General features: G+C 39.0%; 11 protein-coding genes and 1 pseudogene. 4 read left to right on the forward strand and 8 right to left on the reverse strand.

Features of this window, described 5'->3' with window-relative positions; translation table 11 throughout:
* Nucleotides 1-91 precede the first annotated feature (91 nt).
* From B1201_RS11875 to B1201_RS11900, 6 genes are all read right to left on the reverse strand, one after another.
* Nucleotides 92-2,107, reverse strand: coding sequence for a hypothetical protein (locus B1201_RS11875; RefSeq protein WP_078193689.1), 2,016 nt, complete (start codon nt 2,105-2,107; stop codon nt 92-94).
* A 212-nt stretch (nt 2,108-2,319) separates the two neighbouring features.
* On the reverse strand, nt 2,320-3,087 hold the full coding sequence (locus tag B1201_RS11880) for a 1-acyl-sn-glycerol-3-phosphate acyltransferase (protein ID WP_078193690.1): 768 nt from the start codon (nt 3,085-3,087) through the stop codon (nt 2,320-2,322).
* An 11-nt stretch (nt 3,088-3,098) separates the two neighbouring features.
* Complete coding sequence (locus B1201_RS11885; RefSeq protein WP_078193691.1) at nt 3,099-4,214, reverse strand: beta-ketoacyl-ACP synthase III; 1,116 nt, start codon at nt 4,212-4,214, stop codon at nt 3,099-3,101.
* 30 nt (nt 4,215-4,244) lie between these two features.
* On the reverse strand, nt 4,245-8,162 hold the full coding sequence (locus B1201_RS11890) for a DUF3418 domain-containing protein (protein ID WP_218956208.1): 3,918 nt from the start codon (nt 8,160-8,162) through the stop codon (nt 4,245-4,247).
* A 106-nt stretch (nt 8,163-8,268) separates the two neighbouring features.
* Entirely contained in the window at nt 8,269-8,412 is a 144-nt protein-coding gene (locus B1201_RS17005; protein WP_171263785.1) for a hypothetical protein, read from the reverse strand.
* A gap of 284 nt (nt 8,413-8,696) precedes the next feature.
* On the reverse strand, nt 8,697-9,140 hold the full coding sequence (locus tag B1201_RS11900) for a hypothetical protein (protein ID WP_078193694.1): 444 nt from the start codon (nt 9,138-9,140) through the stop codon (nt 8,697-8,699).
* A 356-nt stretch (nt 9,141-9,496) separates the two neighbouring features.
* On the opposite strand from B1201_RS11900, the gene ahpC reads away from it, so the two are divergent.
* From ahpC to B1201_RS11915, 3 genes are all read left to right on the forward strand, one after another.
* On the forward strand, nt 9,497-10,060 hold the full coding sequence (gene ahpC, locus B1201_RS11905) for an alkyl hydroperoxide reductase subunit C (protein WP_078193727.1): 564 nt from the start codon (nt 9,497-9,499) through the stop codon (nt 10,058-10,060).
* A 290-nt stretch (nt 10,061-10,350) separates the two neighbouring features.
* Entirely contained in the window at nt 10,351-10,827 is a 477-nt protein-coding gene (locus tag B1201_RS11910) for a hypothetical protein (RefSeq protein ID WP_078193695.1), read from the forward strand.
* Between the two features lie 218 nt (nt 10,828-11,045).
* Entirely contained in the window at nt 11,046-11,252 is a 207-nt protein-coding gene (locus B1201_RS11915) for a KTSC domain-containing protein (protein WP_078189026.1), read from the forward strand.
* 86 nt (nt 11,253-11,338) lie between these two features.
* Here the strand turns inward: B1201_RS11915 and B1201_RS11920 are convergent, their stop codons facing one another.
* Nucleotides 11,339-11,932, reverse strand: coding sequence for an O-methyltransferase (locus B1201_RS11920; RefSeq protein ID WP_078193696.1), 594 nt, complete (start codon nt 11,930-11,932; stop codon nt 11,339-11,341).
* 57 nt (nt 11,933-11,989) lie between these two features.
* Nucleotides 11,990-12,208 (reverse strand): DUF1653 domain-containing protein, encoded by a 219-nt coding sequence (locus B1201_RS11925; protein WP_078189028.1) that lies wholly within the window; start codon nt 12,206-12,208, stop codon nt 11,990-11,992.
* Between the two features lie 283 nt (nt 12,209-12,491).
* Between B1201_RS11925 and B1201_RS16815 the strand changes: the two are divergent.
* Nucleotides 12,492-12,602 (forward strand): annotated as a pseudogene (locus tag B1201_RS16815) (alkyl hydroperoxide reductase); the annotation flags it as partial.

Below are 12,602 nucleotides of genomic sequence, written 5' to 3' on the forward strand. Positions count from 1 at the left end.
CTATACCGTAAAAGAACGGCTATAGCCTAACGATTTTTGACTCAAAAGTTAAGCGCACAACACAGTTTCCTAAATCCGTATTTCGCCAATCTTACTTTAAGCTATTGAACCTATTTAAAAATTCTTTAGCGATATTTACTTTTTCTATTTCTGCTTGGGTATTATTTGAATACTCAAGTTGATCAAAAACCAAAATATGGTTTTGCACATGACAGCCCAAAGTCATCGATACATGCAAAATGGGATGGTACATATGAAAAGCTACATATACTCTTGCAATGATACTGGCGCTATAACTTGATGCCAAACAATGTTTAAATTGAATAGATTCATCAATAATTCGATCGATGGTTTTTAATTCTTCAAAGACCCAATCTTGAAAATATATTTTGTCTTCTGTTGTAAATGGCTGCCAGACTGTTGTCTCAAATTTACGCTTTAATTGAGTTAACATTTCTTGCTTTTGTTGCTTAGCATGCCAATGCACCGCCTGATGAAAGACCCCATTCCAGGTAATATTTTTAGGGACTGTATGACCTGTAGAATAAGTCGCACTGACATAATCACGCACATAGGCATCAAATACAGATACTCTTAAATTAGCATGCTTTAAATAAAATAAATTTCGAAAATCCTGCAGTTGAATTTTATGCTGTCGTAACATACTTAAAAACTGGCGATTTTCTTGGGTTTCTGGACGGATATAATCCATCAAAGCCTGCGGTAAATGCTGCGTACAACGTAATAAATGCTGCAGATAGGCCTGCATAATACGGCTCAAAGGCAAATAGACTTTTTTTATGGCCTGATCCTCCGCGCCTAATACCTGTCGCATTAAGATCAACCACTCATCTAAATACAAAATCGATGGGCTGATCACTACACGATGGTCATCATGCTGCTGATATTTTCGCTGTAAAACAAACTGCAGATTTTTTTCATGATTAAACCAATCATGTTCATGCGCAATCGTATGGCAATTTTGAATAAATAAGCGCGCTGCAACAAATTGAAAATGTTGTAAGGTCGCAAGAATCAATGCGGGATGAATATGCTGCGTATCGACAAAACTTAATGCCGTCACAGCCACTCGTACATTACTGTGTTGAAAATTACGACTCAGCCAATCCAATACTTCGGCTGACTGCTTGAACATCCATCGCACTGCACGGTTGTTATCGAGTAAAGGGAGTTTTCCACATTTTTTTTGCCAAATTGCTGTGGCTTGCACAAAATTACTATGGCTTAATATGTCCTGCTCTGCCCAAACATCCCGATGCATCAAACGAATAAAACCCAACAAATTGGGACGCTCATATGCATGGTCGAGCAACAAAATAATATCTTCTATATGTTCATTTAATTCTTGTAAATTGAACCGATCTTCATAGCTCAAACTCATGATCCTGTATATGGTCGGATCTAAAAATTGTGCTGTAGCAAAACAAATCTCGTCCAAACTATCCATCAAGAGCTGTATCGGCAATATTTCAGCTTCTGTAAGTGAATGAAGCGCAAACATCTGCTCAATCTTTTGCATCAACCAATGGGGTAGACAGATTTGGCATTCGATATACGTTTGTAATAGCGGTGTCTGATAAATCTGCTGCTCTTGCATCAGCTGATCAAAAATTTGCGCTTCTACTGCTGTCATCTGTGCTAAAAACTGTTGAACACGCGCTGGCCCATTTAGATGTTGAAAAATCGACTGTAAGATCAATTGTCTAAATTGCTGTGCTTTTTCTCTGAGCAAGAGTGAATGTTGCGGCTTTAGGTCGCCAGTAAAAAAATACAATTCATGAAATAAGAAATCTTCTATTGCCTCAATACATGGCACTGTCGAATGCAATTCAACAATTTTGATGGGTCTAAATGGACTTCTAGGAAACTGATAGCCAATCGATTCACGACTTTGTAGCTGTAAGGTCCACTGTCCATTACACAGTTGAATGCGGTGCTGCTCTTGTTCAATTTTAAAGATATTTTGTGAATTGAGTGCTGTAGCAAGATCCATTTGCTCTTGATACAACTGCTTTAAACTTGGAGATATTCGAATAAGTTGCCGAGCAATATGCTCTAGCTGCGGGGTCAAGCTTTTCTTTTCCATCTTCCGCCCTAACGATCGTTGATTATTTTTCAACCTTCACTATAGTCAAAGTTTAATGCTCCGACTACTGCCATTAATCAGCCAAATAGCTGTACAAAAGGTCAATACAAAGGCGTTCAATAAAAAAATCTAAAAGCTATTGTTGTGACAAAATTCACCATGATTTTGAGCTGTGACGAATAAAAATGGATGAAGTTGAAGAGTAGTCACTATTATTGATCTGTAGAATGTTGTTCTGCACGGATTCTTTTGAGCTGTTCTATCGCAGTGTAAATATCTTGTTGTAGAGCCTCTCGATAACGCTTTAAATCCTCCACACTCTGAATATGACTTAAACTTTGACGGGGTAAAAATTGAAAATAGAATGGAATGCGCTTGGGGATAATACGTTTGGGTAAAGACGGAATCACATCACCATGACGTAATAATTTATCGATTTTTTGTATTTTTAATAGTTGTTTAAACCAACGATGTTCAACGATCACACTGGCATCAAAGCCCAGTTCAAAGACTTCATCTCCACCTAAAGCGGCAAAAGGCACAATGTCATAATTAAATTCTTGCGCCAGTTTTAAAAAGCCATAACGTTGCTTCCAGATCAGTTGATAGGCTTCCCCTTTTCGCTTCAAAACCTCTCGACCACCACCGGGAAAAACTAAAATGGAATAACCTTGTTGCATCACTGTTCTGACATAGTCCTGAATACCTTGGACTGCACCGAACTTTTTGACCATGCCACGCCAACCGGGCAAATAAAAATGGCTATGATCAGCGATACTGACCACAGCCACTTTATATTCATTGTAGAGATAATCAATAATCAACGGTGAATCGAGTACACCGTAAATTGTGTGATTCCCTACATACATTGCAGGTTTAGATGCATCGATGTATTCAGCGCCTAAAAATGTTGGCGTGAAATACATGCGGGATAAAGCGCTTAAACGCTTTATCCATTTTGCATCATGTTCAACCTGCAAATGTGCCGACCTTAGGCAGCATCATGTTTTTGAACAAGTACAGAACCTACTGAGTAGCCTGCACCAAATGAGCAAAGTACACCGTACTCGCCATGGCTTACTTCATTCGCAGTACGGTGCAAAGCAATAATGACACCTGCTGATGAAGTATTGGCAAATTCATCAAGAATGATTGGCACAAGGTCTGGCTGAGCATGTTCTTTACCCACAACCAGTTTCAGAATCAATTCATTCATGCTGGCATTCGCTTGATGTAACCAGAAACGTTTTACATCTGTTGCCGCAATTTTATTGTCATCCAATTGCTTAGTGATCATTTTCGCCACTAATGGACACACTTCTTTAAATACTTTACGACCGTCTTGACGGAAACGGTTGTTGTCGATGTCAGCATCGACTTCACTCATATTTAAGTAACCGAAGTTGTTACGAATGTTGTTTGAGAACTGAGTAAACAGGTCAATATCCAACACTTCAAAACCAGCTTTGGTTTCAGTTTCTTCAATGATCGAAGCCGTTGCAACGTCACCAAAGATGAAGTGACAGTCACGCATACGGAAATCTGTGTGACCAGATGTGATCTCAACGTTCACCAATAACACGCGACGAGCGCCTGATTTGATCGCGTCATAGGCTTGCTTGATACCAAAAGTTGCAGCTGAACATGCAACGTTCATGTCATAGGCATAACCCTGAATACCCAACGCAGTTTGAATTTCAATTGAAACGGCTGGATATGCACGTTGAATGTTAGAGCATGACAAGATCACAACATCGATGTCTTCAGCAGTCACACCCGCATTTTCCATCGCTTGCTTTGCAGCAGCTACGCCCCATTCCGCTTGAATAGACAATTCATCATTTGAACGTTCATGCAATACTGGACGTAAACGTTTTGGATCTAAAATACCGCTTTTTTCAGCAACATAACGTGCTTTTACGCCAGATGCTTTTTCGATAAATTCTGCACTTGAACCACGGCGCGCTTCTAGCTCACCGGCTTCAATTTTTTCAGCATTATCACTGTTGTACTGTTCCACATAAGCATTTAAAGCTTCAACTAACTCTTCGTTAGTAATTACGTCTTCTGGATGATAAAGACCTGTACCCGTAATGCGGATGCCCATGTAAAACTCCTTTTAGAAAATACCTATATCTTAACTGATTCCGAGCTTATCCCATACTTTTTGCAAGCGGGATGGAGAAATTGGCATCTTGGTCTTCATTGGTTGAGAGAAAATAGAGATGCGTAACTCCTCAACCATGAAATACAATTCTTTAAGGCGAGTGTCATTTTTAAACTTAAATAATTTTTCCATCCATGGGTCAACTTGATCAATGGCAGAATTGTCCCTTTGTAGGTTATTTGGCAAGCGGTCTAAACGCAAGACTAATGCCTTCAAATATCTTGGAAATTCGAGCCACACATCGGAAGTTTTGCCATAAACAAAATCTGAAAGTTGCATCAAATCGAGCTGATCTTCAATATCATCGATGTTCTTTCCAAACACAGAATCATCTAAAACCAACAATTTCCGACGTATATCCTGCCATTGAATATAGGTTTCGGTTAAGACGGCTAATGCTTGTTGCCCATGGGTTAAGAAAGATTTCTTTACATTTAAAATCAGGTTTTGGTACTCCTGCACATTGACAGGTAGCTCATTTATTGCAAGCTGAAGTGTGGCATAAACTAACATTTGCTCTAGTTTGGCTTTGTCACCTAGCGGCGAATAAGCCAATGCCAAGGGTTTAGAAATCTGTTTTTTCAACTGACGAACTAAGTCACCCAACTGCATATGAACCAAACGAATGATCCCTTCGCGGTGTTGTTTGACTGCTTCAAATTGGTCATTGAAGGTCTGAATCACCACGCCAGATTCGTCTTTGGCATCCAACTCTGCAAAGCCTTTGACTGGAACAAGCGCTTGATATTGTTTCACCACCACACCCGTGACTTTTTGTGATGCTTCGAACACAAAATTATCAGGGAAGGTTTTAAACTCACCTTTTAACTGTTTGACTGGGCTATGAGTTTCCGTACGACAGCGTGCTTTGAGTTCATCTAGATCACGACCTTGCTCAATCACACGGCCTTTTTCATCAATGACTTTGATTAAAGGCAGCAGATATTGCTCAACGCGTTCCCAAGAAAAGTCTTTGTCTGTGATTTGCTCACCGCGCAGTTGGTATGCCAAGAAACTAAAAATATGCTCGCGCAAATGCACGGCATCGACACGATCCATCAATTTACGAGCCGTATCAGGTATTGGCACCAAGTGACGGCGTTTATCCTTAGGCAGGGCTTTAAGCAAGGCTTCAATCAGGTCTTGTCGCCAACCGGGTATGCCCCATGACCAAATATTTTCATCCACTTGCGGCAAAGCTTGAACTGGAATTTTGACCGTTGCACCATCTTCATCATGACTTGGGTCAAAACGATAACTTGCAGCCAAACGCAGTTCACCATTTCGTAGGTAGTCTGGAAATTGCTGGGTCGTTGGACGGTCATTCATCCAAAGCGCATCATCATCGATAAATAAATACCGTGGATTTTTCGGTTCTACAGTTGCACGCCAGTCTTCAAAACTACGACGACTTGCCACCTCTTCAGGCACTTTTGCAGCATAAAATTGGTAGATGGTTTCTTCATCCACCACCAAATCACGACGACGCAGTTTATCTTCAACACGCTCAACTTCTTCGAGTTTTAATAAATTGTGTTTTAAGAACGGCGGCGTAATACCCAAATGTCCCGTCGTCAACGCATCGCGTAGGAAAATTTCATGCGCCGCCGGATGATCCACTTTTTCATAATTAATCTGACGACGTGGCTCAATAATCAAACCAAATAAAGAAATTTGATCATAAGCATTCACCACACCAGCTTTTTTCGACCAATGCGGCTCAAAATAATGATGCTTCAATAAATCGCCTGCAGCCAATAAAATCCATTCAGGTTCAATTTTCGCCAATGTACGAAGATATACCTGAGAAGTTTCCACCATCTCAAAAGCCATGACCCAAGGTGTATTGGTTTTATGCAAGGTTGATGCAGGGAAAATGCGTGCCTTTTGCTGACGCACTGCCATGAACACATTACGTTCATCGGTTTTGTTGGCAATAAATGAAAGTAAACCCGTTAATAACGCACGGTGCAGATTTTCATAATTGGCCTTCTTTTCATTAAAGGACAGTTTTAAGCCCTGAGCCAAATCCACCAATTGCTCATGGGTTTTTTTCCACTCACGGAGGCGTAACCAACTGAGGAAATGGTTGCGTGCAAAGGTTCGACGCTTATTCTCACTCATGTCACGGTTAGCAACCAAAGCTTCCCATAACTTGATATAAAACAAGAAATCTGAGTCAGCTTCACGGAACAAAGCATGTTTCTGATCGGCCTGCATTTGTTTATCCGCAGGACGTTCACGTGGATCTTGTACCGCTAAAGCAGCGACAATAATTAAGACTTCATTTAATACGCCAAAATGGGCTCCACCCAAAATCATCCTTGCAAGACGTGGGTCGATCGGCATTTTCGCCATTTGCTGACCGATTTTGGTTAAACCACCACCCTTCGCCGGAGGAAGTCCCCCTTTTGTAAAGGGGGATTTAGGGGGATTACTTTCAATAGAATCTCCCCCAACCCCTCTTTGCGAAAGAGGGGCTTTCCCTTTCTCAACCATCGCCCCAAGCTCAATCAAAAGCTTACGACCATCATTCACCAAACGATGATCTGGCGGCTCAATAAAATCGAAGTCTTCTAATTCACCAAAGCCCAAACTTTGCATTTGCAAAATAACCGAGGCCAAGTTGGTTCGTTTAATCTCCGGTTCGGTAAATTCAGGACGACTCATAAAGTCTTCTTCTGAATACAGTCGAATACACACACCCGGTGCAATACGACCACAACGACCTTTACGCTGATTTGCTGCCGCCTGTGATACAGCCTCAATTGGTAGACGCTGAACACGTGAGCGATAGTTATAACGGGATATCCGTGCAAAGCCACTATCAATTACATAGCGAATATTTGGCACAGTTAAGGCAGTTTCTGCCACGTTGGTGGCAATAATAATCCGTCGCCCACCGCCTGATGGATTAAAGATCTTTTGCTGTTCTGACAAAGCTAATCGAGCATAGAGAGGCAAAACTTCGGTATGTCGTGGCCCAAACTTTTGCAGTGTTTCCTGTAACTCACGAATTTCCTGTTCAGTGCTGGCAAAAATCAAAATGTCCGCATGTTCAGGATGACCTTTTTCCTGTGCATCTTGAAAACATTCTTCTACTGCCGAAACAACGGCACGCGGTAGATTTTCTTCAAAATCATCAAACTCATCGTCATCACTGCCAACAATACTCAGCTCTGAAATCGGACGATAACGGAGTTCTACTGGGAAGCTTCGACCTTCGACTTCAAAAATAGGTGCCCCATTAAAGTAATTCGAAAATCGATTTACGTCTAAAGTTGCTGAAGTAATAATGACTTTGAGATCTTTACGACGAGGCAAGAGCTGTTTGAGATAGCCCATGATGAAGTCGATATTCAGCGAACGTTCATGTGCTTCATCGATAATAATCGTGTCATATTTATTTAAGAATCGGTCATTAGCCAGTTCAGCCAATAAAATACCATCGGTCATTAACCGAACGATGGAATCTTGTGAACCTTGTTCATTGAAACGAACCTTAAAGGAGATCGACTCCCCTAGCTTTTCGCCCACTTCTTCTGCAATACGCTGCGAAACGCTACGTGCAGCCAGTCGACGGGGTTGAGTATGACCAATCAAACCCGTTAAACCACGACCTGCAAGCATGGCAATTTGCGGTAACTGCGTGGTTTTACCCGAACCGGTTTCACCTGCCACAATAATCACTTGATGCTTTTGAATCGCGTCAATCAGTTTGTCTGCATACTGCGTAACAGGTAAGTCTTGATTTAATTTAATATTTGGAATGCGGGCAATCCGTTCGCGCACTTTCGCATTCGACTTTTCAAACAAATCTTGAAATTTTTCAGGATTGGCTTCTTTGCCTTTTTTCAGCCGACTTAAGCGATGGCGATCACGAACCATGACCAATTGATCGACATTTAACTGACTTGGCACAGATGCATTATCCTAATAATTAAAAATTGAACCGAATATTTTACGCTGTATGTAAAAATAGTGAAAGATGAATCTATTTTTTGCGTGCCTGAAACCAATAGGTAAAGCCGAACAGAATAAAATGATAAAAAACTAAAATTGCGGCCAATAACCAATAATTGCCACATGCTTCAATACTGCCATGTAATGGCTGATAAAATGGCACTGTATAAGACATACTCAACGGCACAATTAAAAACATCAATAAAATGAAAGAGATGATCAAGAAATGATAAACAGATTTTGCTAAGCACAAAAAAATTGAAAATAAAAAGCAAATCAACGCAATAAAAATAAATAAAAGAGGTTCATCCGATGAAGAACCATTCATTTCAGCATAATAATTAATTTGATTCGGGCTAGCACCTTGAAATGAAAGCACATTCTTGATTCATCCAGTACAGAATAATAAAGCCACATGCTGACTAGAATAGGCAACTCAAGCCAATCCATTTGAAAGCTTTATACATTAGTTTCAGTGCCATAGAAAATGTAAACGAAACTAAAAACAATAAATATGCTCTGCCCGATCACCCATGCGAACAACCAACCATTATGACAATAAACAATACTGTCATAGATAATTTTTGAAATTGAAGCAGTTTCTATCATTAAAATGATGATGAATTGAAAAATCGCATATAGCCATAATATAACCACATACCAAGCACGTCTAAATGATAGCAACAGTGGGAAAAAAAAGAAGATTCCAACGATTCCCATGGTACTCAATAGCGTAGGATCATCTGATGAAGTTCCTAATAGTTCATTAAAATAGGTCGCTTTTTGAGGTTGCAAGTATTCATAGATACATAAATTTGTACCTGTGTCTTCAACTTTAAGAATACATAGTGATGCAAGTGCAAGACTGAGAATGGCAATGATACGAAAAAATTGACTAAGCACCTGATCAAATCTGGAGTCATTTTATGTTCATGCCATCTTATATGAACAAATTCTATAATTTGAAATATTTTTTATAACTTTTTTAGAGATCACCCTTGAAATCTTATGCCACAAGCATCATGTTGGTTACAGACTTTGAAAAGATGATTTTGTCATTTTACTTTCAACTTTATATGGCATTGATATGGCTTATATCGAATGAAATAATGATAAATAATCGTTATTGCTGAAATAGTTCTGGAGTGTACTAATTCGGATTTTCCGATATTAGTTATGTAAAAATACTATTTCAGCAATAAGAAAAATTTCTGTACCCTATTGGAAATCAAAAACAAACCTCAATCATGGAGACAATGATGAGCTTAATTAATACTGAAGTTAAACCGTTTAAAGCACAAGCATTCCAAAATGGTCAATTCATCGAAGTAACTGAAGCTGATCTTAAAGGTAAATGGTCTGTTGTATTCTTCTACCCAGCTGACTTCACTTTCGTTTGCCCAACTGAACTTGGTGACCTTGCTGACAACTATGCAGAATTCCAAAAACTAGGTGTTGAAATCTACTCAGTTTCTACTGACACTCATTTCACTCACAAAGCTTGGCACGATTCTTCAGAAGAAATCAAAAAAATCCAATACGTAATGGTTGGTGATGCGAACTGGACTCTTGCTAAAAACTTTGATGTATTAATCGAAGCTGACGGTCTTGCTGATCGTGGTACTTTCGTTATCGATCCAGAAGGTAAAATCCAAATCGTTGAAATCAACGCTGGTGGTATCGGTCGTGATGCTCAAGAACTTCTTCGTAAAGTTAAAGCAGCTCAATACGTACACGCTCATCCAGGCGAAGTTTGCCCAGCTAAATGGAAAGAAGGCGACGCAACTCTTGCTCCTTCAATCGACCTAGTTGGTAAAATCTAATCTGTATTAGATTGAACTGATTCAAAAACCACGCTTTTAGCGTGGTTTTTTATGCCTATTATCTGCGAGTATATACCTCTATACACCCTACGCAGTTCACACTTTATTCATACAACTTTAACGTACTAGCACTTTCTACATATCTGTAGATATTCATCAAGTTAGAGCTTACACAAATATAATAAAAATGCGCCGCAAACCCGATTGTCTAGGCTTACATCTTTGCCAGTATTTCAGTATTTTTAACATGAATTTTAGGTCAATTGCTTATTTCAGGAAGATGTAAGCCCATGAAAAAATATTTCGTCTCAATCAGTTTAATTTTATGTTCGTTTACAACTTTTGCTGCCATGAACTGCGAAGGTGAAATTAAAAACCAAAGTATTCGTGAAGATATTAAAGTCAAAAAAAATTGTCAGCTTGAAGGTTTAATTGTTCATGGCAATGTTATTTTAGAAAATGGTGCAAGTGTTAAACTGCATGACAACCACATCAAAGGCAATATTGAATCGAATAAAAATTTTACCAAGATCATCGCCAATCATAACAATATCAGTGGCAATGTCGATTTTACAACTGGGAAAAACATCCAACTCCTCAATAACCAAATTTCAGGCGACCTCAAATTAAAGAAAAATAATGGCAATATTGTGCTAAATAATAATGAAATCGCAGGTAATTTGATTTGTCTTGAAAATGCTTTTTCAATTAATGGCAGCAACAACCAAGTCAAAGGCAATAAATCAGAACAATGCCGTAGTTTTTAACTCCCCCGACATCAAAAAGTGAGAATGACGCTTATGGCATTTCTCTGAACTGGCATTTTTTTTATCAAATTAGTTGATAAAGAAATGAAAAAAATTTGAGATAAAACATTATTTTTTAACAATTCTGCAATACTCCACGCCCTAAATTTGTCTTAATTTCAAATGAGATAAACCTTTAACTGCAGTATGACTATAACAACGCAATAAGGGGGTGGCTTATGACAACAACTGTTGTAACTTCTTGGAAATACAGTTCTTCTTCACGTTACTTAAAAATATTTTATGCGAATGGTTCTGGGGATCTCTTTTATCCAGTTTCACCTTTTATTTATGATAATTTACTTCGATGTAGTGATAAAACGGCATTTGTCCACAAATATTTAGAATATGATCTACATTTTTCACGCGTAAGCTTACAGGGTTAAACCGCTACGAGCTTGGTGCTATAGCAACAGTATTTTTATTAATTAAAAAATATTTTCAATCAAATCAGGGCTGAATGCCCTGATTTCTAGTTGCGCCAAGTCACCATAAAGAGCCCTGCGCCCACATTTAATATCGTACTGATAAAACGGTCATCCGCTTCAACACGTTGGATAAATTCAGCGACCTCATCGGCATGTGACAGCACATTGTCCACGATTAACACGCCATTTTGAACTTGTATCAATTCAGCTAAATATGGCCAATACGCGATATACGCATCACGTTCTGCATCCAATAAAATGAAATCATAACGCTGATTTGACTGCTGTAAAAAATGCAGTGCATCGCCATGATGAAATTCGATGTATTCGGATAAAGCTAAATTTTCCGCATGCTGTTTAGCTTGTTCGATACGCGCTGCATCAATTTCAATGGTTTCGACCCGCCCTTGTGTAGACTGCGCAGCATCTGCTAACCACAGCGTGGAATAGCCTGTAGATGTTCCAATTTCCAAGATCTGTTTGGCTTGTTTTAAGCGAATTTGCATAGCTAAAAACAGTGCAGACTCAGGCTCAATATTTCGGTAACGCGCAAGTCGGTGATTTTGAGCAGCATCGTGAGCACTAAAGTCTGCATAGAGTTGTTGCATATAGTTTTTAAAATTTGCATCCATGCTCATGATTCTGTCCTTTTGTTATTTCTTTCATATTTAAAGATTAAAGTACTAAATATCTGCTCAGTGGGTTTCTTGGATCAGTTTAAAACGTGGAATTACTTCACCATCAATTTCAACGGTTTCCATAAACATCTCTAAGGGTCTGACCCACATTGAATAGTCGTCATACAAGCACTGATAGACCACAACTTTTTCACGCGTTTCACTATGTGTTGCAACATGAAAGACTTGATACAACTGACCTTTATAATGCTGATAAATTCCCTGTTTAACCTGCATGCCATTTCCCTAAAAAGTTCTCAATACAATAGCGTTGACTCTAACATTCTCTCGCTCAAAGCGCGATGAATTCGTTTATTTTTCCACTATTTAACTTGTATTTCTCGATATTGGCCCAATATTGACTGGATTCACATCGGTATATTCTTATGATTTAGAAAGAAATTTAATCATTTGATTTGTAAAACCGATTAATTTTATAAAAACAAACCGTTTCACCTATTTAATGGTTTGTTCTATCATTCTCTCATCAAATAAATTTACTCCTCTGGAGACGTTAGCAATGTTAGATCAAAATACTTCTGCTCAATTAAAAACCTTACTTGAACGCCTTGAAGGCCCGATTGAAATCGTCGCGACTTTAAACGGCACGGACAAATCAGACAAAATTAAA

This window comes from Acinetobacter sp. ANC 5600, assembly GCF_002018395.1.
GTDB lineage: Bacteria > Pseudomonadota > Gammaproteobacteria > Pseudomonadales > Moraxellaceae > Acinetobacter > Acinetobacter amyesii.

What these genes read in the sequence shown, in the direction of transcription:
- B1201_RS11890 (WP_218956208.1), bottom strand. Translation starts at nt 8,162, where the DNA reads ATGGTTCGTGATCGCCATCGCTTAAGTCGGCTGAAAAAAGGCAAAGAA.
- B1201_RS11925 (WP_078189028.1), bottom strand. Translation starts at nt 12,208, where the DNA reads ATGCAGGTTAAACAGGGAATTTATCAGCATTATAAAGGTCAGTTGTAT.
- B1201_RS11920 (WP_078193696.1), bottom strand. Translation starts at nt 11,932, where the DNA reads ATGAGCATGGATGCAAATTTTAAAAACTATATGCAACAACTCTATGCA.
- ahpC (WP_078193727.1), top strand. Translation starts at nt 9,497, where the DNA reads ATGAGCTTAATTAATACTGAAGTTAAACCGTTTAAAGCACAAGCATTC.
- B1201_RS17005 (WP_171263785.1), bottom strand. Translation starts at nt 8,412, where the DNA reads ATGTCTTATACAGTGCCATTTTATCAGCCATTACATGGCAGTATTGAA.
- B1201_RS11875 (WP_078193689.1), bottom strand. Translation starts at nt 2,107, where the DNA reads ATGGAAAAGAAAAGCTTGACCCCGCAGCTAGAGCATATTGCTCGGCAA.
- B1201_RS11910 (WP_078193695.1), top strand. Translation starts at nt 10,351, where the DNA reads ATGAAAAAATATTTCGTCTCAATCAGTTTAATTTTATGTTCGTTTACA.
- B1201_RS11915 (WP_078189026.1), top strand. Translation starts at nt 11,046, where the DNA reads ATGACAACAACTGTTGTAACTTCTTGGAAATACAGTTCTTCTTCACGT.
- B1201_RS11885 (WP_078193691.1), bottom strand. Translation starts at nt 4,214, where the DNA reads ATGGGCATCCGCATTACGGGTACAGGTCTTTATCATCCAGAAGACGTA.